Source organism: Enterobacter sp. AN-K1, assembly GCF_020971765.1.
Lineage (GTDB): Bacteria > Pseudomonadota > Gammaproteobacteria > Enterobacterales > Enterobacteriaceae > Enterobacter > Enterobacter hormaechei_C.
In genome coordinates, this window is the sequence record NZ_CP087390.1 from 331331 (window position 1) to 351698 (window position 20368).

Sequence of the window (20368 nt, forward strand, 5' to 3'; positions counted from 1 at the left end):
AATGAATAACCATACATCGTGTAATGATTTGTTTAATTACATTCATTAACGAGGGAGCATCATGATCACCATTGAGTTTATTGTCATTATCCTCTGCCTGCTGATAGGCACCCGCTTCGGCGGGATGGGCCTGGGGCTGATAAGCGGCATCGGCCTGTTTGTTTTGAGTTTTGTCTTTGGTCTGCAACCCGGTAAACCGCCGGTTGACGTGATGCTCACGATCCTCGCCGTCATCGGCTGTGCGGCCACGCTACAGACCGCCGGTGGCCTGAATGTAATGATGCAGTTTGCAGAGCGCCTGCTGCGTAAACATCCCCAGCACATCACCCTTCTCGCACCGTTTACCACCTGGATGTTGACCTTCCTGTGCGGGACCGGGCACGTCGTCTACACCATGTTTCCCATTATCGCGGATATCGCCCTGAAAAAAGGCATACGCCCGGAACGGCCGATGGCGGTGGCCTCGGTGGCATCTCAGATGGCGATCACCGCCTCCCCCGTTTCCGTGGCCGTCGTTTCGCTGGTCTCGATTCTTGGTGCGCAGCACGGTATCGGCCACGCGTGGGGGATCCTCGAAATTCTTGCGGTCTCCGTACCGGCCTCACTGTCTGGCGTCGCCATTGCGGCACTGTGGAGCTTGCGTCGCGGGAAAAACCTCGCAGACGATCCTGAATTTCAGGAAAAGCTGAAAGATCCGAAACAGCGGGAGTTTATCTATGGAGGAACGGAGACGTTGATGGATCAACGTTTCCCGAAACAGGCCTACTGGTCCACGTGGATCTTCTTCGCCGGAATTGCCGTAGTGGTCCTGCTGGGTGCGCTGCCCGAGCTGCGTCCGGCGTTTGAGATCAAAGGGAAAATGACGGCCCTGTCGATGAACCTTGTCATTCAAATGATGATGCTGATCGCCGGGGCCATCATGCTGATGACCTGCAAGGTGAATGCGTCGGCCATTTCAAACGGGGCGGTATTTAAGGCGGGGATGGTCGCGATTTTCTCGGTGTTTGGCGTGGCGTGGATGAGCGATACCTTTTTTCAGGCGCATCTCGACGAGCTGAAAATGGCGCTGGAGGGGGTGGTGAAAAGTCATCCCTGGACGTATGCCATCGTGCTGTTCCTGGTATCAAAACTGGTCAACAGCCAGGCTGCGGCCTTGACCGCGGTCGCCCCGATGGGGTTGATGCTGGGCATCGATCCGAAAATGCTGGTGGCCTTCTTCCCGGCATCCTACGGCTACTTTGTGCTGCCCACCTATCCGAGCGATCTGGCCTGTATCGGGTTCGATCGCTCCGGCACCACCCGCATCGGTAAATTCATCATCAACCACAGCTTTATTCTGCCGGGGCTGATTGGCGTCAGCTGTGCCTGCGTGGTGAGCTATCTGCTGGTGCAGACGTTCTTCTGATCCTTCTGCGGGCGACAGGCTCTGTCGCCCTTCGACGTAAAAGCAGAAAAGATTTTCTAATTTTAAAACATCGGTTTATTTTAGTGAGACTCGCCCTGCGGTGTGAAGCGGAGTTCAATCAGCGCAATCGCTTTCTGGATCGCGCGGAGCGTAACCGGGTCCGCCGCAGCAGGATGGTTGGTGAAATCGATGTTTTTCAGTTGGGTCGACATCTTTTCGCGCACTTCTACCGGCGCGATAACGTCAATTACATCAAGGATTTGTTTGATAACCAGCTGGCAGGCGACGACGTCAGATACCAGTTCCTGATCGGCGCTCAGGTTTTGTGACATGGGGTTCTCCTTATTCAAAGGCCGCCATAGTAGCAAAACAGACGCCCTTCCATCTCCCTCTCGTCGTCCGCAGACATAAAAAAACCTGCCGAAGCAGGTTTTTTTATCAGAACATCGCACCCGGTGGGACGTCTTTAAACGTTGTGCAGTAGTTTGCCCACATGCTTTTCAGGATTTTGCGCAGTTTCATTATGTTGCTCCAGTAACGTGTTATGCAGGTGTTATTGTCAATACGCTTATAATATGACCACCATCACAAAAATCAACCATTTTGTGACCTGTGTCACGGTTATTAAACCCTCAGTGCTGCTGGTTTGTTAAAAAAAGCCATGATAAATCCGCACGTTACAGGCTTATAAATTCCAGTAAATGTTTATAAAATTTTTTGAGCGGGCAGGAAGAGAATGAGTGAAAACGTATCCGGCAAAGAGAGCCGTGGATTATCACCTGCGGCGCTGCTGGTGGCCGGTGCTTTCTTTATGGAGTTTCTGGACGGGACGGTGATTGCCACCGCGCTGCCGGATATGGCAAAAAGCTTCGGCGTACAGGCGGTGGATCTGAATATCGGCATCAGCGCCTATCTGATCACCCTGGCCGTGCTGATCCCCGCCAGCGGCTGGATCGCCGACCGCTTCGGCGCGCGAAAAGTGTTTGCCCTCGCGCTGGCGATCTTCACGCTGGCCTCGGTATTGTGCGGCCTGTCCACCACGCTCGATAAGTTCGTTGCAATGCGCGTCCTCCAGGGCATGGGTGGCGCGCTGATGGTGCCCGTGGGTCGCCTGGCCGTGCTACGCACCACGCCAAAACATCAGCTCATCACGGCAATCGCCACCCTGACGTGGCCTGCGCTGGTCGCGCCGATCATCGGCCCGCCGCTGGGTGGGTTCATTACCAGCTATGCCGACTGGCGCTGGATCTTCTTTATTAACGTGCCGCTGGGGATAATCGCCATTTTGCTGGCGCTGCGCATCATTCCAGACCTGCATGAAGATACGCGCCGACCGTTCGATTTACCGGGTTTTGTTGTCACCACCCTTGCCATGGTGAGCCTGGTTTATGCGATGGAGTTGATGGGCGGAGAGCCTCTGCGGACAGGATTAACCGCCACGCTGTTTATCGTTGGTATTGTCGCGTTGAGCCTGGCGCTGCGTCACTTTAAGCGGGCAACCTGGCCGATGATCAGGCTCGATGCGATGCAGGTGCCGACGTTTCGCGTCACCCTGTACGGCGGATCGCTGTTTCGCGCCTCCATCAGCGCGGTTCCGTTCCTGCTACCGCTGATGTTCCAGGTCGGTTTTGGCATGAACGCGTTCCATTCGGGCCTGCTGGTGCTGGCGGTTTTCGTTGGCAATCTCACCATTAAACCGGCGACGACGCCGCTGATCCGCAGCCTGGGGTTTAAGCGGCTGTTGCTGATTAACGGTGCATTGAATGTCCTGGCGTTGCTGGCCTGCGCGTTTCTTACGCCGCAGACGCCCGCGTGGCTCATCATGCTGATCCTCTATCTGGGCGGCGTTTTCCGTTCGATTCAGTTTACAGCCATCAGTACGCTGGCTTTTGCGGATGTGCCATCGGCGCAGATGAGCTATGCCAATACCCTGTTTTCAACCGCAACGCAGCTTGCCGTGGGGCTTGGGATCACGCTCGGGGCGATTGGTATTCGTATCGGGGAAAAAGTCAGTGAGGCGATGGGGATTGCCGGTATGCCGGGAATGAGCTTCCGGCTGGCATTTGTGGCAATCGCGCTGATCTGCCTGGTGGGAATGGTTGACACGCTGCGTCTGACTAAAGATGCGGGCAGCGCGGTCTCATCGAAAAAGTAACGCTATCTGCCGGGCAGGCAACGCACCGCCCGGCAAAGTAAATCAGCCAACAATACCGCGCACGAAGGCTTCGATCTCTTTGTCCTGGCAGTTCTCGAAGAAGCACTGCTGGAAGCGCTGGCCCGAGACGGCGGTTTTAACCAGCTCAGGATCGATTGCACGCAGGGTATCCAGATAGTTTTCTTTCACCACCGCCGCTTTCACCTGGTTCAGGATCCCGGCGTTACGCACCTGCGGCTCTTTACGCTCTGGTGGATAGCCTTCGCCATTGCGTCCGGTAAAGGCTTTCTCAAAGATAAAGCGTACGTTCAGTTCTGCCCCCCAGCCGAAGCCCTTCGCAAACGGCAGAGAGAGCGCGTTACCGTTGTTGATTTGCGCAAACAGGAAGGCATCCGCAGGATCGATGCAGTAACCGCAAATCACACCCGGATGGATGTTCAGGGACATCAGCGCGCCCTGCCCAGTACCGCAGCCGGTAACAACAAAATCGACTGCTTTCGCGTTAAGCAGAATGCTCGCCATGATGCCCAGGTGAATATAAGTGAGATGATGATCGTTCTCATCACTCATACCGACGTTATAGACCGGGAAACCTTTCTCATCAGCAACGGCTTTCAGCTCATTAAGGATGATGGGATTCTTAGCGGCCTGGCTGTTTTCCATCATCAGTGCAATTTTCATCTTGTCTCTCCTGAATGCATGGCGGGCGATCCCGCTGTGGATACCTTTTCAACTTAACCTTACTATCAAACAAACACACTTTCAAATTAAGTGAAAACTTGTTTTAAAAAACAAAGATGCGCTCACAATTTCGCGCGGTGGCCCGGCTCGTTGCACAGTGAGAGGGCAGATCCTCCGGCTATTCCAGCCATTGCGTGCCATCGCGTTGGTTACAATGGCGTATTTCCCGTCACGCAGAGTGAACCATGAAACGTGTAATCATAGCCGGAACGATCCTGTTGCTCGCCGGGTGCAGTATCAACCGTCAGGCAGAAGTCAGCAGTACGGATGCCCCAAACGGAATTGTGCGCCTCGACTATGGCCAGGCCATGCTGCAAAACGCCTGGTCTGATGAGTATGTTAATAACGGTACGGCAACCAAAGCCTGTCAACATATGGGCTACGCCACTGCGTCAGCCTACGGGCAGCCAATTAAAACCTGCACCCTGATCAGCGGTTCACTCTGTCTGAACGAAAGTGTGACCATTCAGTATAAATGTCAGGGATATGCTGTTACCTCTTCCAGCCAGAATCCGTGGTATTAACCGCTACTGCCAGTCACGCTGGCAGTTTATTTAATAAGAACTAAAACAATTCTCATTAATAAATATAAATGGCGGCAATGCGTTTTATTCCCATTCGTATTTTTAATAAAGAAATATTTATTTTACTTTTTGCAAATAATTAAATAACAAATTATAGTGTCGCTCATCGTGAACCAGAATTAATAAACCGGAGCTGCACCATGTTAAAAACTGAAATGATCGACAAGCTCAATGCGCAAATGAATCTTGAGCTTTTTTCTTCCCTGCTTTATCAGCAGATGAGCGCCTGGTGCAGCTATCACAGCTTTGAAGGGGCGGCCGCCTTCCTGCGTCGTCATGCCCAGGAAGAGATGACGCACATGCAGCGTCTGTTTGATTACCTGACGGACACCGGCAGCCTGCCGCGCATTGATAACGTGGCATCGCCTTTTGCCGAATACGGCTCTCTTGATGAACTGTTCCGCGCCACCTATGAGCATGAACAGCTGATCACCCAGAAAATTAATGAACTGGCTCATGCCGCCATGACCAGCCAGGATTATCCAACCTTTAATTTCCTTCAGTGGTATGTGGCTGAACAGCACGAAGAAGAGAAGCTGTTTAAATCCGTGCTGGATAAATTATCTCTGGCAGGTAAATCCGGGGAAGGTCTGTACTTCATTGATAAAGAGCTGTCGACGCTCGATACCCAGAATTAACAGAAAAGCGGTGCTGAGTTTTCAGCACCGCATTATTTAATGGCGGCAAATTTTACTTTCGTGAGTGGAAAATCCGTCTGCTGCCGGAATGAATTTTCCGCGCGCCGCCAGAAACGCCACAAGCTCCGCGGCCGTCATCTCCGAAGCTGAACAGGTATGGAAACGCGCCGCTTCGCCAAAGCGGGCATGTATCGCCTCAACCAGACTCTCCTCCGTATAGCGCTCACCTGACTCAATCATCATATTCAGCACGTCGTGTCCGTGAATTGACATGGTTACCTCTCGCAAATAAAAAGCAGACTAAACGTTCCCTCTACGGCACGCTTTGCGCTGGCTCAGGTTACCCTTTTCTTTTTGTAAATTAATTATTACACCCTATGTAACGGTGATTTGACGAGATGGTGCTTTTCCCTTACTCTGCGCCGCAGAATGAGTCGCGGTATGGAAGCGTTGTAGAGGAAAGCGTGAAGAACAGAACTCTGGGAAGTATTTTTATCGTCGCCGGAACGACAATTGGCGCAGGAATGTTGGCCATGCCGTTGGCTGCCGCCGGCGTCGGGTTTGGGGTTACCGTAGTGCTGCTTGGCGGTCTGTGGGCCCTGATGTGTTACACCGCGCTATTATTGCTGGAGGTTTATCAGCATGTCCCTGCCGATACTGGCTTAGGCTCCCTGGCTGCACGCTATCTTGGACGCTACGGGCAGTGGATCACCGGTTTCAGCATGATGTTCCTGATGTACGCCCTGACTGCCGCTTACATCAGCGGCGCCGGGGAGCTGATTGCGTCAAGTATCAATGACGGCTTCGGTGCGTCACTTTCACCGGAAACAGGCGCCATTGTCTTTACGCTGATCGGTGGCGGCGTGGTTTGTGCGGGCACATCGCTGGTCGATCTGTTTAACCGTTTTTTGTTCAGCGCCAAAATTCTCTTCCTGATTGTGATGCTGGTGCTGCTGGCACCGCATGTTCACAAGATTAACCTGCTCTCCCTCCCGCTGGAGAAAGGTCTGGCGCTTTCGGCCATCCCGGTTATTTTCACCTCCTTCGGTTTTCACGGCAGCGTGCCGAGCATCGTGAGCTATATGAACGGTGATATTCGCAAGCTGCGCCGCGTCTTTGTTATCGGCAGCGCCATTCCGTTGATTGCTTACCTGTTCTGGCAGCTGGTGACGCTGGGCAGTATTGATTCCAATACCTTTATCGGCCTGATGGCAGAGCATTCTGGTCTGAATGGATTCCTGGTTGCCCTGCGTAACGTGGTGGCCTCTTCACACGTGGAGCTGGCGGTACATCTGTTTGCAGACCTGGCGCTGGCAACCTCCTTCCTCGGCGTAGCGCTTGGCCTGTTTGACTATATGGCGGATCTGTTCCAGCGTCGCAATACCGTTGCCGGACGCTTACAGACGGGGGCGATGACCTTCCTGCCGCCGCTGGCCTTCGCGCTCTTTTACCCGCGCGGGTTTGTGATGGCGCTGGGGTATGCTGGCGTGGCGTTATCGGTACTGGCCCTGCTGCTGCCTTCCCTGCTGGCGTGGAAGAGCCGCCAGCAACATCCGCAGCAGGGGTATCGCGTAGCGGGCGGTACGCCAATGCTTTGCGCGGTGTTTGGTTGTGGGGTGGTGATTATTCTGGTGCAGATTTTGATTGCAGCGGGGATGCTGCCGGAAGTGGGATAACTTATTTATACAGGTCCTGAGGTACTGTTCCGTTCACCTTAAGATCAACAGAATATAATTTTTTCACAGCATGTGAACGGGATAAGGGGGCCGCCGCGGCCCCCTTATCAATCCCCGCGGCCCCGCGGAAAATCGGTGCTTCGCACTGCGCTCACCTCCCGACCATCTGCCTGCGGTCGGCTCAACTCGACATCCTGTCTCGATTCGCCTCTGGCCGCCATCCATGGCGTCCAGCCCTTGTCATCTGGTCTCCGGTTCGCCGATTTTAGCGGGGACTCAACACCCGTGCCCCATTCAGGCTACAGTAATTAATGATTTAATGCAGGCAGCAGCTTTTAAACTTCTTCCCACTCCCGCACGGGCACGGATCGTTACGCCCCACCTTCGACCCGTTCACGATCGGCTTTTTCGCTTCCGGCTGCTGCGGGTTAGCCACCCAGTAGTTATACAAACGCAGCGCCGCAGGCTGAATGCTTTCGATGCTGGCCATGTACTCCTCTTCGGTCAGCGCATCCAGCTTCTCGCTGTTCTCTTCCGTCCCGTGCAGGGCAATCACCGCCAGGTCCGCTTCCAGCGCTTCCGGCAGGGATGACCAGTCCGTCAGCGCCACGCCGCGCATGTAGCCATAGCACCACTCTTCCACCACGGTATAGCTCTGACCGTCAACGTCGTTATAGCCAAACAGCGGTTCAAACTGATCCGGGTATTCGCTCAAACGCTCGGCAATATCGTTCATGTGCTTAAAGCAGAGATCGATAAAACGGTTCATCTCACGATCGTTTTTCCAGCGCGGAATATATTTCTCACCACCCCAGACCGCCACCAGCCAGGTGTCGGGCTCCACCACAACGGGACCGGAAAGTACTGCGGTAAGCATGCCGTCCAGTTCGGACACGTCAATCACGGATGCATCGTCGTGACCGTAAGAGATTAATGTCTCTTCCAGCCACGCCATCTCGCTTTCATTTAATGGGCCTTCAGCCATTGCTGATACTCCTGATAAAAAAAACGATCCTGACATATATCGCCACGCGTGCCTATCTGAAGTTTAGGTCTTTATTGCTGCAAAAACGTGCAAATCGTGACCGTTGCACAACTTATGGGCTTTGTTGTTAAGGAGATGTGATCTCCGCTGTAAATTCATCTCATCCCGCAAAGGCGCATAAAACGGCGCTCTATACTCAACGTGTTGTGACCCGGTCAAGGGATTAACCATTCTGGCAACCTTTTTGCTTAATATTCTGCGCGCTTCGCGGTGCGTGGGATCCTCGCCGTATTAAGCATGAGATTGCTTCTAAAGTGCATTTTGTTCTCGCTCTTGTTTTTGGATTTACGATGCCATCAGGCGTTCGGGTTTATACCTGGTGCAAAAACCTCTTTGCTAAGGAACATAATAATGTCGCTGAAATTTACCAAAACTCCCCTCTCCCTGGTGCTGGCCGGTTGTCTGGTGACGGCCTTTTCCGCGCAGGCCGATATCGTCATCGGCGTGGCCGGGCCGTTCACAGGCCCGAACGCAACCTACGGCGATCAATACTGGCATGGCGCTACGCAGGCGGCGGAAGACATTAACGCCGCCGGCGGGATCAACGGTGAGAAAATCAAACTGGTTCAGGGCGACGACGCCTGCGAGCCCAAACAGGCCGTCGCCGTTGCCAACCGCTTAGTCGATCAGGATAAGGTGAAAGCGGTCGTCGGCCACTTCTGCTCCTCGTCGACCATGCCCGCCTCCGAGGTCTACAGCGATGCCGGGATCCTCTCCATCACCCCCGGCTCAACGAACCCGCTTATTACCGAACGTGGCATGAGCGATATATTTCGCATGTGCGGACGTGACGACCAGCAGGGCCAGGTCGCCAGCGATTTCATTCTTGATAAGCTGAAAGCCAAACGGGTGGTCATCATCCACGATAAAGACACCTACGGTCAGGGGCTGGCGGACGCCACTAAGGCGGCGCTGGCGAAACGCGGCGTGAAGGAGGTGATGTACGAAGGGTTATCCCGCGGGGAGAAAGACTTTAACGCGCTGGTGACCAAAATTGGCGCACAAAAACCGGACGTGGTGTTCTTCGGGGGCTGTCACCCGGAAGCGGGTCCGCTGGTTCGCCAGATGCGTGAACAGGGCGTGCAGGCGAAGTTCTTCTCGGGAGACTGTATCGTCAATGAAGAGATGGTCACCGCCGCCGGTGGGGCGCAATACACCAACGGTATTTACATGACCTTCGGTAAAGATCCGCGCCTGATCCCGGACGGAAAAGCCGTCATCGAGAAATTCCGCACCGGTAAATTTGAACCTGAAGGATACACCCTCTACGCCTACGCGTCTGTGCAGGCTATCGCGGCGGCATTCAAGGCCACGAAAGGGACGGATTCCGCAAAAGCCAGCGAGTGGCTGAAGGCCAACCCTGTCGACACGGTGATGGGTAAAAAAGCCTGGGACAGCAAAGGTGACCTCAAAGTCTCTGACTACGTGGTCTATCAGTGGGATGACAAAGGCAAATATAAAGAAGTGCCATAACGGGACGGAATCTGCTCAGCGCCGGCAGGTCTGACTGTCGGCGTAACCCTTTATTCAGGTGCGCGACCATGAGTACATTCTTCCTGCAACAATTAATTAATGGCTTAACGCTGGGTTCGGTCTACGGTCTTATCGCCATCGGCTACACCATGGTGTACGGCATCATCGGTATGATCAATTTCGCCCACGGCGAAGTGTATATGATCTCCGCCTATCTCTCGGCCATTGGCCTGGCCCTGCTGGCGTTTTTTGGACTCCACTCCTTTCCGCTGCTGATCCTGGGGACGCTGGTTTTCACCATCGTGGTCACCGGCGTTTATGGCTGGACGATTGAGCGCATCGCCTATAAGCCGCTACGCAACTCGACGCGTCTGGCACCGCTGATTTCGGCCATCGGGATGTCGTTGATACTGCAAAACTACGTCCAGCTCAGCCAGGGCCCGCGCCAGCAGGGCGTGCCCACCATGCTTGATGGCGTGCTGCGTTTTCACCTCGGCGAAGGGTTTGTCCAGATAACCTATACCAAAGTCTTTATTCTCATCGCCTCGTTCGCGGGCATGCTGGTGCTGACCTGGATTATCAACCGTACCCGCTTAGGACGCATGTGCCGTGCGGTACAGCAGGATCGTAAGATGGCCTCCATCCTGGGTATCAACACCGACAGAATTATTTCGCTGGTGTTTGTTATCGGCGCAGCCATGGCCGGGCTGGCGGGCGTGCTAATCACCATGAATTACGGCACCTTTGATTTTTACGTCGGGTTTGTTATCGGCATCAAGGCCTTTACGGCGGCGGTGCTGGGCGGCATCGGCTCTCTGCCCGGTGCGATGCTTGGCGGGCTGATTCTGGGCGTCGCAGAAGCGCAATTCTCCGGGATGGTGAACTCGGATTATAAAGACGTGTTCTCGTTTGGATTGCTGGTCTTAATTCTGATCTTTCGTCCTCAGGGGCTGCTGGGCCGCCCCGTCGTGGCTAAAGTGTAAGGAACAACGCGATGACCTCTGACGGTTTTTCCCTGAAGCGCTGCATTCTGGACTCGATTTTTTCCGGAATGATCGCCCTGATTATTTTCGGCCCGATTGCGGGCGTGATACTGGATGGTTACAGCTTTACCTTTGACGGCCAGCGGCTGGCGTGGATTGTAGGCACGGTGATGGTGGGACGCTTTTTACTGAGCGCCTTTTCAGCTACGGCGGCCGGAAGACGTTTACAGGCACGGTTTGAATCCGACAATGCGGGGGTGTATGTCCGGCCGCCGGCGTATAAAAGCCGCATGCGCTGGATCATTCCGCTGATTGTCACGCTGGCGATCTGCTTCCCGTTTGTGGCCACTAAATACGTTCTGACGGTTGCCATTCTCGGACTGATCTACGTCCTGCTCGGTCTTGGGCTGAACATTGTTGTTGGCCTGGCAGGGCTGCTGGATCTGGGTTATGTCGCCTTCTATGCCATCGGCGCTTACGGGCTGGCGCTCGGGTATCAGTATCTGGGGCTTGGGTTCTGGAGCATGCTGCCGCTGGCGGCGCTAATGGCCGCGGGCGCGGGCGCCCTGCTCGGCTTTCCGGTGCTGCGCATGCACGGGGATTATCTCGCCATCGTCACGCTCGGGTTTGGCGAGATCATCCGCCTGGTGCTGAACAACTGGCTCACCTTCACCGGCGGGCCTAACGGCGTTTCAGCCCCTGCCCCGACCTTTTTTGGTCTGGAGTTTGGCCGACGCGCCAAAGAAGGCGGCGTCCCCTTCCACGAGTTCTTCGGCCTGACCTATAACCCCAACTTGAAGTTTATCTTCATCTATGCGGTGCTGTTCCTGGTAGTCATGCTGGTGCTGTACATTAAACACCGGCTGACCCGAATGCCCATTGGACGGGCGTGGGAAGCGCTCCGTGAGGATGAGATTGCCTGCCGTTCCATGGGGCTGAATCACGTTCTGGTCAAACTCTCGGCCTTCACCCTGGGCGCATCGACGGCAGGTATCGCCGGGGTGTTTTTTGCCACCTACCAGGGGTTTGTTAACCCGACCTCTTTCACCTTTTTTGAATCGGCCCTGATCCTCGCCATTGTGGTCCTGGGCGGGATGGGCTCCACCGTCGGCGTCGTACTGGCCGCCTTTGTGCTGACCGTCACGCCGGAACTGCTGCGCAGCTTTGCGGAATATCGCGTGCTGCTGTTTGGCATGCTGATGGTGGTGATGATGATCTGGCGTCCTCGCGGTCTGATCCGCATCAACCGCAGCGGATTTGCCGTGCGTAAAGGAGTGGTGCCATGAACGCAACGATTTTACGTGTAGAACATCTGATGATGCACTTCGGCGGGATCAAGGCCTTAAACGACGTCAATCTTGAGGTGCAGCGCGGCTCCATTACCGCACTCATTGGGCCTAACGGCGCGGGAAAAACGACCGTCTTTAACTGCCTGACCGGTTTCTACCGGGCCTCCGGCGGCAACATTCTGTTCAATGCACGAAATAAAACCACCAATGTCATTCAGGTGCTCGGCCAGAAATTCCAGCCGGGCGACTGGCTCAACCCGGCGCAGCTTGGTCAACGCCTGTTCTATAAGATGTTTGGCGGCACGCATCTGGTGAACCGCGCGGGTCTTGCGCGCACGTTTCAGAACATCCGCCTGTTCCGCGAGATGTCCGTTGTGGAAAACCTGCTGGTGGCACAGCACATGCGCGTCAACCGCAATCTGCTGGCGGGGGTGCTGAACACCCCTGCGTATCGTCGCTCAGAGAACGATGCGCTGGACCGGGCGTTTTACTGGCTGGAGGTGGTGGATCTGGTGGATTGCGCGAACCGTCTGGCCGGGGAAATGTCCTATGGCCAGCAACGACGCCTCGAAATCGCCCGCGCCATGTGTACCGGCCCGGAGATGATTTGTCTCGATGAACCTGCTGCCGGCCTGAACCCGGTGGAAACGCACAAGCTGAGTGAGATCATCCGGTTCCTGCGCGACCACCATGACATCACGGTTTTGCTGATCGAGCATGATATGGGGATGGTGATGGGCATTTCAGATGACATCATTGTGCTCGATCATGGCGATGTGATTGCCAGAGGTAAACCAGCTGAGATCCAGCACAATGAAAAAGTGATTGCCGCGTATCTGGGCACCGACGAAAGCGAGGTAAATCTGTGAGCGAACCGATGCTTCAGTTTCAGGATGTGGATGTTTTCTACGGGGTGATCCAGGCGTTGAAGCAGGTTTCGCTTGAGGTTAACAAACGGGAAACTGTGGCCCTGATTGGCGCTAACGGCGCGGGGAAGTCAACATTACTGATGTCTGTCTTTGGTCAGCCCCGGATCCGCAACGGGCAGATCCTCTTCTGCGGCGAGGATATCAGCCACAAATCCACCCACTATGTTGCCACCGGTGGCATCGCGCAGGCACCTGAGGGACGACGCATTTTCCCGGATATGTCTGTAGAAGAGAACCTGCTGATGGGGACAATCCCCGTCGGCAATCAGCATGCAGCGGAAGATATGCAAAGCATGTTCGACCTCTTCCCCCGCCTCAAGGAGCGACGTAACCAGCGGGCGATGACGCTCTCCGGCGGTGAACAGCAGATGCTGGCTATCGCCCGCGCGCTGATGAGCCGTCCTAAACTTCTGCTGCTGGATGAACCCAGCCTCGGCCTCGCGCCAATCGTGGTTAAACAGATTTTCCAGACGCTGCGCGAACTGGCCCGTAACGGAATGACGATTTTTCTGGTCGAGCAGAATGCGCACCACGCGCTGAAGTTGTCCGACCGCGGCTATGTGATGGTTAACGGGCAGATTCGGTTAAGCGGCAGCGGCGAGGCGTTGCTGAAGGATCCGGAGGTGAGAAAGGCGTATCTGGGTGGCGTGTGAAACGAAAAGGCTATAGTGAGAAAAACTCACAGTGATTGCGATTATTAATCGTTTTTCAAAAACGTACGCCTTCCAATATTATCCTCTCGACCTACCCGGACGGTGGGCCAATTAAAACATTCAGGCGCAAACTGAATAGTCATAATGTGAGGAACCGGGGCAAACATGACACTTGATGCTTTATTTCAGTTAATGAAAATTATATCGCCATCTGAAACCCCATCAGGTGGCGATTTAGCGAATTTTATGACCATGCTTATCTCCACCAAAAATCATTCTGACGCCCTGTTACCGTTTTCGCAGCGCGCGTATATGCTTTCAGTTGCCTATCGCGATCCCCAAAAAGCAGCTGCGTTGCTTTCATCCTGTCAGCCCGAAGCAGGCAACCCTCTCCCGCTGCTCAACTTCTCTGGCTGGCCGGACGTGCGTTACGCCACTTCTGGTGAATTACAGACGCCGGAGTCTGAGGACTATTTTAACAAGATTTCGTCTGCCGCCACGCTATTACGCGCGGCAATTATTGACGCTGAACAGCAGAAAAACACGCCAGCATTTTATATTCTGGATAAGGTGCTCAACCTGAACAGCGCTTTGCCAGAACGTTATAAAAAGATGGCAAATATATCTTATTCATAACGGTATTAATAAATCCGACTGTCATCGTATGCTAGATAATCGATATCCAGCGCCGGAACGACCGGGGTATGGTTTTGCAGCCAGGCCAGAAGATGCTGAATGCTCTCTCTTTTGAGTGAATTTTTTGGCCAGACGAGGTAGTAGCCATCCCCCGTCGCGATAGCTTCCCTGAAAGGCAGGCCCAGCAGGCCACTTTTCAGGGCATCAAGCGTGAGATGCAGGTCGGCGATAGCGATGCCGTGCCCGTTCATCGCGGCAATACTTCCCTGTTCAAGGGTATCGAACACCATACCGCTGCTCATATCGAGCCCCGGGAACAATCCTGTTCTTCGCAGCCAGCGCCGCCAGTCACGTCTGTCCGGTGAAGGATGGATCAGATCGCATTGCGGAAGCCGCTGCCGGGCCGGTTCGATAAGCGATGGAGTACAAACCGGGATAAGCCATTCATGAAATAGCAGTTGGCTTTCCGTTGTGTCACCAAAACGCCCATTGCCGAGAAGAATGGCGCAATCGTAGGGCTCAAGATTGAAATCAACGGTGTCAATGTCCATCCAGACGCTGGCAATCTCAACCTGTGGTTTTGCATGGTTGTTGCGAAAAGATCGCAGCACGTCGAGAAGCCATCTCATGGTCAGGGTGCTGGGCGCTTTTAACCGCAGCAGGTGGTTTTCACTGCGAAATACCCGGCAGGCCCATTCAATGCTCGTGAAGCTTTCGTTCAGCTGCCCGGCAAGCACTCGCCCGGCTTCAGTGACCTCCACGCGAGGACCTTGCCTTTTGAAAAGCTCGCAGTCGAACCACAGTTCAAGGGTACGAACATGTCTGCTGACCGCGCCCGGCGTAATATTGAGCGTTTCAGCGGCTTTACTGAAGGAGTTCAACCGCGCAGCAACTTCAAACGCACGCAGTGCATACAATGGCGGTAAAGACATAGCGTCCCTTAAATGAGGTGATGGCATGGGGGATCAGGATCGCGAACCTGCAAATATACACACTGCAAATCGCGCCCGCTACACGATAGCATAATGTGTATCTGTTTAATTCCGTTGAAAAGGATCGCTGTTTTATTACGTGGGAGTCAGAAATGAAGGTTGTTGATTAGCAGAATGGCAGGCACAAAAAAACCACCTTTCGGTGGTTTCACGACACTGCTTATTGCTTTGATTATTCTGCTTTTTCCCATGGTAGCCGGAGTGGGACTTGAACCCACACAGCGCGAACGCCGAGGGATTTTAAATCACGCGTGTTATCTATAGTAATCATATACATACGTTTAATTTTCACCATTAATTCATAATTTTATGATCAAATGAATCAACTGCTTACGGGTAACAAAAAATCATAATGGCGAAACTTTTTTGGTCCGCTCACCGACAATGGAGTGTTGAAGGCGGAGGTTAAAAATTCTTTCGTTCCGACCAAAACCACACAAAAAAACCAGCCGCTTATGATTGGTTATTCTTCAGTGACGCATGATAAAACTCTACCTATATTGCAGGGCAATCTGAACGTTTATGAATCCGCAGAGTCTAATAAACATGCTCACCAATTAAAGGGTCATCATGACAGCATTCATAATCACTTCTACCGTGGCAGTAGTTCTTGGGTTGATGATATTGGGTCTCATCAAAGTCGGCATTAGTACATCGAATAATCCTGATAACTTTTAATCTTTTTATCTATCAAAACTGTCTTTTAGGACAGAGAAATTCTTATCAAGGATGCAGACAGCAAGATCGCCAGTGCATTCTACGCACCACATATCTAAGTAAAATCTCTTCATCCTCAATTGCTGCTTACACTTCTCTTCTGCCGTTTGCATTTAATAACCCCAATAACCCCAAAATCATTGACACTCGATTAGCGAGGGGTTATTATAACCCCATCAAGACAACACAGAGAGCCGGAGGATGGATAGCAGGAATGCAATAGCAATGATAGAAGCCGATGGGTGGTATCTGGTGAGAGTTAAAGGCAGTCATCACCAGTTCAAACACCCAACGAAAAAGGGGCTGGTAACGGTAAAGCATCCACAGAAAGACATACCGTTACCAACACTGAAAAGCATCAAAAAACAGGCGGGGCTCTAAGCCCCCCTACTGGAGGTTTACATGTTGTACCCTGTTGCTATTGATAAAGGCGATTCATCCTTCGGCGTTCGCGTACCTGATATTCCTGGCTGCTTCTCTGGTGGTGATGATTATCAGGACGCGATCGAAAGCGTACGTGAAGCGATCGAGGCACACATCGAATTACTGGTTGAAGATGGCGAGACCGTTCCCGAAGCTACTACCGTCGAAAACTGGCTATCTGATCCGGAGTACGCCGGTGCGGTATGGGCCCTGGTTGACGTGGATATAACACGCCTGATGGGAAAAGCGGAAAAAATCAATGTGACGCTTCCCTCATTGCTGATCCGCCGTATCGATCAGTTTGTGGCCGCGCATCCAGAATACGGCAGTCGGTCTGGCTTCCTGTCTCGTGTCGCGGCAGATAAAGTAATTGGACGAGAAAAACGATAAGCCTCGAAAGAGGCTTTTAGCGAAGGTGCTCTCTTTGCATTCACAGATACAGTTAGAAAAAGTGAAAACGGGATTATCCAAATGAGTAATCAACTATCAAAATGCCATTTACGTGAGTGCTTACAAGCTGAAGTAATGAAAAGCGATAAGAAATTCAGCTGGTCCCGCGTTTTACATAAAGCATTGAAGTGCCCTGAGAGACGCTTTAATTTTTGGTGGCGAATTGCTTCTTATCTTTATAGCACTGATGTCAAATGGAAAAAACAGTTAGCCAGAAGAATTAATAGAAAGCTGGTCCAAAAATACAATACTGAGATACAGTTGCCAGCTACAATTGCACCTGGTCTTCATATAACTCACTTCACTTCAGTTGTTATAAACGGATGTGTCATTATCGGCCGTAATTTCAAAATAAGACATAATTGTACTATTGGCATTGGTGGAGGTATAAAGAATGAAGACTCAAATCCAAGGATAACAATAGGTGACAACGTTGATCTTGGAGTCGGGACCTCTATTATAGGTAACAATCTCACTATAGGCAGCAATGTTACGATAGGCGCAATGACTTTTGTGAATAAAGACATTCCAGATAACACAGTTGCCTACAATGAGAAGAAATTAATATTAAAATTCAGGCATTCCTGACTATCATGCTGGCAATACAGGCCATTCAATATCAGGCGCATTGCTGGTATCGATGCGGTTTAACGAGATTCGATATTCCCGCCACGCTAACAGGAGCGCCTCCTCTTCCTTTGTGGCTCTGCCTAAATCTACAGCATCTTTCAGGATAGAGATTGTTTCGCTTGCATCAGCTATAAGCGTAGCTTTAAGCGCCTCAGCTTCGGCATTTAGTTGCTCCTTCGTGGGCGCTGGCGGGTCTACAAGAACAGGCTGATCGTAATCATTTACAGTGATTACCATACCTTTCTGTTGACCTTCCAACAGATACAGGAACCACTTCTCTGAAATTTCAAGTAAATCATTCGGCCACGTACCCGCTAGTAAATAAGCTTGTTTATCTGATTCATGATAAAAACCAATTTCGCTCGGGCTAAAATAAATCCTCATTTCAATATCCTTTAGCAATTAACATAAACCTGCCTTCGGCGTTATGACCATATAATGTGCATCCAGTACGCGAATAAGACGGAACATAAATTGCCGAATCATCGCCAGATCCATGCCCTGCACCATTATATGTAATTACAACCCCTACACATGCATTTGGAAAAGCCGCAGGAAATGTCACATTAACATTTGTTTTGTTTGGTACGTTGATATTGCTCATAACAACCTCCATAACACCTGTTGAAGCATCTTTATGCGTCATGGCATTGGCTGATTTGGTTGCGGTATTTTTGAGGTTGTACCGTGCATCGCTTTCTGCTTTCGTGTAAGCCTGACCCGCAGGGGTATAACTCCCTTTCGGCTGAAAACGCCCGTCACTCTCGGCTTTGGTGTAAGCGCCCGTTCTAGGCATATATCCCGCATCGGATTGCGTTTTGGTGTAATAGCGGTTATCAAAATTGGCATAGCTTCCCGGATTCACCTGTCCCGGCGCGTTGAAGTTTCCTTTAGTGTCCCATTTAAAATTAACCTCTGACCCGCCACTGCCTTTCATATGCAGATGCCATGAAAGTTCATCGCCAGCAACCAGAGACCCCATCGAAAATGCCCAGGAGTTTTTACTCACAATGGTCGCTTGTTGTTTGATTGCCGGATGGTATTCACTCGTGGCGGTAGTTGAATACGCATTGAAAAATGGCGCTTTCGCTTTGTACTGTTCAGCCCAGGCAAATGGACCGCTATAACCCGCAACCATTCCTTTGCCTGCGGTAATTTCTTCGCTTGCAGTGATTGTGTTGTAAACCGATAGCGGCGTTCCTGACTGAAGTGCGCCCGTGGTGAGATTCACATACAGCGGGCGAAGTGAGTTGTAATTACCCAGCGAATCGCCAGAGTTGGTTAACATCAGATACAGCGTTGTGCCATCATTTCGCCAGAATGCACCAAAGTTACCGTAGGCGATACGCAGGCCATTCGCAGCCCTGGAAACAATTTCACCATGAGCGGAAATTGCCCCCCGGACTTCTGCTGCACCATTTAAATTGAACGATATGGAACCATTTACATTACGTTGTGAATAAAAATGGTATCCCGTCGCATCTTTAAATTCTAATACAGTTGGTCGGTCAGCATTACCCCAAAGGTTAATAATCCCATCCAGGGTTGAGGTATTTGAAGAACTGATTTCAAGCTTGCGAGTATTACCTGCACGCACATAACCATTCGCAACCACATTGCCCGTAACGGTCCCACCCGTAACAGGCAGCGCTCCAACCTCCGTCGCGGTTGGTTTTTTGGCTGTAGTATAAAACTCACACCATTCTGTCCACGTGTTATCTGCCGGGTTAAAAGATCGAAGGAAAACACGACGAGAACTGAAAGTACGATATTCCTGTACACAGGCCTCCGCTCCATTTGCACTTGTCTGGCGAACATCCAGTTCGCCGGCTTCAGGAATGGGGTAATGTCTGGCAGTAGTGGCATTGGCAGTTAATGCCTGATTAAACCGCCCGTACTGCGTACCTCTGACTGTATTCAAATCGACTGCACCAAGCGCAGATCGATATGGAACGGCACCAACTTCAGTCGCAGTGGGCTTCTGAAACTCTGTGTAAATTTTTCCCCAGTCACCAAAAACGCCTTGTGGCGTTGAGCCTGCCAGCCCGATTAACGGCGCCTGGCCGCCTTGTTTTGCAATAAGGTGCACCTGAGAGCCTGAGTCAAAGCCAAAGCTAATCAGGGCAGAATTTCCATATGTCGGCTCCGACTGCACGCCATAGAAGCCATTCCGCAGAGGTTTTCGGGCATCAGCAGCAGAAAGCAGAATGTCCGAACCATATCCCCCTAATCCCATCCAGCCTACAACCGGCACGCGGCCAGCAGTTGCATCTGTTTTTGATGTGACGACGTCTTCAGATGCGGACGTTCCCAGCGCGTCCTTGATCTCCTTAGCGGCTTCTCTGACAGCTTTCGGTGTCGCAGCCAGCGTCTCTGACGAACTGTCGGTTTCGCTACTGAGCTGCACAAGTCCTTTACGTGAGGTTGTCGCATCATAAACGCCTATGGCTTCGCGAGACCCTTTTTGTGCAGACTCTCCTCTCGCCGCTATTTCAGATAGGTTTTTATCAATGCGCAGGAACAGACCATCTCCGGTCGCTACCTTGAGCTCTACGTTTGCCGCATCAGATACTGCAAGGCGGAATTGCAGATTAACGCTGACACCGTTTTCAGGCTTTTCAATGGCGGCACAGTTCGCAACAGAATACAGTTCGCCAGCATCTGTCAGCAGGCCAACTTCCCTGACTACGAATCCACCAACGGCAACCGGAAGGACCAGCTGAGCAATAAACTGGTTCGCCTGATCAGGAGAAACCTGTAGTGCAGAAATTGCGCTGCGATATACCTCACGCACCAGCTTCGTCTGCGCAGGATCCGGTTTAACGGCCTGCCCGTTCCCGTCCCCCACAACAAAATCTTTAATAATGACGGGCTTCCCGGTTGCAGAGGATTGCGTCTCCAGCTCCTTGCCCCGGTTTGTCAGAATGCTGTAATACTTCTCAGCCATGG

General features: G+C 52.3%; 23 protein-coding genes. 15 read left to right on the plus strand and 8 right to left on the minus strand.

Annotated elements, in window-relative coordinates:
* The first annotated feature begins 61 nt into the window (after nt 1–61).
* A complete protein-coding gene (locus LOC22_RS01560) occupies nt 62–1405 on the plus strand; it encodes an anaerobic C4-dicarboxylate transporter (RefSeq protein ID WP_017693227.1) in 1344 nt (447 codons plus the stop codon).
* A gap of 80 nt (nt 1406–1485) precedes the next feature.
* On the opposite strand, the gene LOC22_RS01565 is transcribed toward LOC22_RS01560, so the two are convergent.
* Nucleotides 1486–1737 carry a DUF2766 family protein gene (locus LOC22_RS01565; RefSeq protein ID WP_003859683.1) on the minus strand — a complete coding sequence of 84 codons (252 nt, stop codon included), beginning with the start codon at nt 1735–1737 and terminating at the stop codon, nt 1486–1488.
* Between the two features lie 106 nt (nt 1738–1843).
* Nucleotides 1844–1927 (minus strand): stress response protein AzuC, encoded by an 84-nt coding sequence (gene azuC / locus LOC22_RS01570; RefSeq protein WP_003859682.1) that lies wholly within the window; start codon nt 1925–1927, stop codon nt 1844–1846.
* A gap of 214 nt (nt 1928–2141) precedes the next feature.
* On the opposite strand from azuC, the gene LOC22_RS01575 reads away from it, so the two are divergent.
* The gene (locus LOC22_RS01575; RefSeq protein ID WP_230239289.1) at nt 2142–3560 is read left to right on the plus strand and encodes an MFS transporter; all 1419 of its coding nucleotides are present in this window, start codon (nt 2142–2144) and stop codon (nt 3558–3560) included.
* A 42-nt stretch (nt 3561–3602) separates the two neighbouring features.
* Here the strand turns inward: LOC22_RS01575 and LOC22_RS01580 are convergent, their stop codons facing one another.
* Nucleotides 3603–4241, minus strand: a complete 639-nt coding sequence (locus LOC22_RS01580) for an RpiB/LacA/LacB family sugar-phosphate isomerase (protein ID WP_003859680.1) — start codon at nt 4239–4241, stop codon at nt 3603–3605.
* A 245-nt stretch (nt 4242–4486) separates the two neighbouring features.
* Here LOC22_RS01580 and yecR point away from each other — a divergent pair, with 245 nt between their 5' ends.
* Nucleotides 4487–4825, plus strand: coding sequence for a YecR family lipoprotein (yecR, locus tag LOC22_RS01585; RefSeq protein ID WP_015570249.1), 339 nt, complete (start codon nt 4487–4489; stop codon nt 4823–4825).
* A 200-nt stretch (nt 4826–5025) separates the two neighbouring features.
* Nucleotides 5026–5523 carry a non-heme ferritin gene (gene ftnA / locus LOC22_RS01590; protein ID WP_003859676.1) on the plus strand — a complete coding sequence of 166 codons (498 nt, stop codon included), beginning with the start codon at nt 5026–5028 and terminating at the stop codon, nt 5521–5523.
* A gap of 36 nt (nt 5524–5559) precedes the next feature.
* Here the strand turns inward: ftnA and LOC22_RS01595 are convergent, their stop codons facing one another.
* Nucleotides 5560–5796 carry a YecH family metal-binding protein gene (locus LOC22_RS01595; RefSeq protein WP_003859673.1) on the minus strand — a complete coding sequence of 79 codons (237 nt, stop codon included), beginning with the start codon at nt 5794–5796 and terminating at the stop codon, nt 5560–5562.
* A 191-nt stretch (nt 5797–5987) separates the two neighbouring features.
* Here LOC22_RS01595 and tyrP point away from each other — a divergent pair, with 191 nt between their 5' ends.
* Nucleotides 5988–7199, plus strand: a complete 1212-nt coding sequence (gene tyrP, locus LOC22_RS01600; protein ID WP_032620305.1) for a tyrosine transporter TyrP — start codon at nt 5988–5990, stop codon at nt 7197–7199.
* Nucleotides 7200–7515: 316 nt separating this feature from the next.
* Here the strand turns inward: tyrP and LOC22_RS01605 are convergent, their stop codons facing one another.
* Nucleotides 7516–8184, minus strand: coding sequence for a YecA family protein (locus tag LOC22_RS01605; RefSeq protein WP_003859671.1), 669 nt, complete (start codon nt 8182–8184; stop codon nt 7516–7518).
* 411 nt (nt 8185–8595) lie between these two features.
* Between LOC22_RS01605 and LOC22_RS01610 the strand changes: the two genes are divergently transcribed.
* The 6 genes from LOC22_RS01610 to LOC22_RS01635 all read left to right on the plus strand — a co-directional run bounded on the left by LOC22_RS01610 (nt 8596) and on the right by LOC22_RS01635 (nt 14207).
* Entirely contained in the window at nt 8596–9717 is a 1122-nt protein-coding gene (locus tag LOC22_RS01610; protein ID WP_003859669.1) for a branched-chain amino acid ABC transporter substrate-binding protein, read from the plus strand.
* A 68-nt stretch (nt 9718–9785) separates the two neighbouring features.
* Nucleotides 9786–10700: an ABC transporter permease subunit gene (locus tag LOC22_RS01615; RefSeq protein WP_003859667.1), complete on the plus strand. Its 915-nt coding sequence runs from the start codon at nt 9786–9788 to the stop codon at nt 10698–10700.
* Nucleotides 10701–10711: 11 nt separating this feature from the next.
* The gene (gene livM, locus LOC22_RS01620) at nt 10712–11986 is read left to right on the plus strand and encodes a high-affinity branched-chain amino acid ABC transporter permease LivM (protein ID WP_023303913.1); all 1275 of its coding nucleotides are present in this window, start codon (nt 10712–10714) and stop codon (nt 11984–11986) included.
* Nucleotides 11983–12858 carry an ABC transporter ATP-binding protein gene (locus tag LOC22_RS01625; RefSeq protein ID WP_015570244.1) on the plus strand — a complete coding sequence of 292 codons (876 nt, stop codon included), beginning with the start codon at nt 11983–11985 and terminating at the stop codon, nt 12856–12858. The genes livM and LOC22_RS01625 overlap by 4 nt, the downstream gene beginning before the upstream one ends.
* Nucleotides 12855–13571 carry an ABC transporter ATP-binding protein gene (locus tag LOC22_RS01630; protein WP_032619512.1) on the plus strand — a complete coding sequence of 239 codons (717 nt, stop codon included), beginning with the start codon at nt 12855–12857 and terminating at the stop codon, nt 13569–13571. The genes LOC22_RS01625 and LOC22_RS01630 overlap by 4 nt, the downstream gene beginning before the upstream one ends.
* Before the next feature lie 165 nt (nt 13572–13736).
* On the plus strand, nt 13737–14207 hold the full coding sequence (locus LOC22_RS01635; RefSeq protein ID WP_017384432.1) for a hypothetical protein: 471 nt from the start codon (nt 13737–13739) through the stop codon (nt 14205–14207).
* A gap of 5 nt (nt 14208–14212) precedes the next feature.
* On the opposite strand, the gene LOC22_RS01640 is transcribed toward LOC22_RS01635, so the two are convergent.
* Nucleotides 14213–15139, minus strand: coding sequence for a LysR substrate-binding domain-containing protein (locus LOC22_RS01640; protein ID WP_017384433.1), 927 nt, complete (start codon nt 15137–15139; stop codon nt 14213–14215).
* A 678-nt stretch (nt 15140–15817) separates the two neighbouring features.
* On the opposite strand from LOC22_RS01640, the gene LOC22_RS22300 reads away from it, so the two are divergent.
* The 4 genes from LOC22_RS22300 to LOC22_RS01655 all read left to right on the plus strand — a co-directional run bounded on the left by LOC22_RS22300 (nt 15818) and on the right by LOC22_RS01655 (nt 17377).
* A complete protein-coding gene (locus LOC22_RS22300) occupies nt 15818–15877 on the plus strand; it encodes a YnaM/YnfT family protein (protein WP_413464787.1) in 60 nt (19 codons plus the stop codon).
* A gap of 240 nt (nt 15878–16117) precedes the next feature.
* Complete coding sequence (locus tag LOC22_RS01645) at nt 16118–16297, plus strand: type II toxin-antitoxin system HicA family toxin (RefSeq protein ID WP_012906750.1); 180 nt, start codon at nt 16118–16120, stop codon at nt 16295–16297.
* A gap of 21 nt (nt 16298–16318) precedes the next feature.
* Nucleotides 16319–16729: a type II toxin-antitoxin system HicB family antitoxin gene (locus tag LOC22_RS01650; RefSeq protein ID WP_045895535.1), complete on the plus strand. Its 411-nt coding sequence runs from the start codon at nt 16319–16321 to the stop codon at nt 16727–16729.
* An 81-nt stretch (nt 16730–16810) separates the two neighbouring features.
* The gene (locus LOC22_RS01655) at nt 16811–17377 is read left to right on the plus strand and encodes a serine acetyltransferase (RefSeq protein WP_230239290.1); all 567 of its coding nucleotides are present in this window, start codon (nt 16811–16813) and stop codon (nt 17375–17377) included.
* 3 nt (nt 17378–17380) lie between these two features.
* Here the strand turns inward: LOC22_RS01655 and LOC22_RS01660 are convergent, their stop codons facing one another.
* Complete coding sequence (locus LOC22_RS01660) at nt 17381–17803, minus strand: tail fiber assembly protein (protein WP_230239291.1); 423 nt, start codon at nt 17801–17803, stop codon at nt 17381–17383.
* 1 nt (nt 17804) lies between these two features.
* Nucleotides 17805–20366: a phage tail protein gene (locus tag LOC22_RS01665; RefSeq protein ID WP_230239292.1), complete on the minus strand. Its 2562-nt coding sequence runs from the start codon at nt 20364–20366 to the stop codon at nt 17805–17807.
* Between the last annotated feature and the right edge of the window lie 2 nt (nt 20367–20368).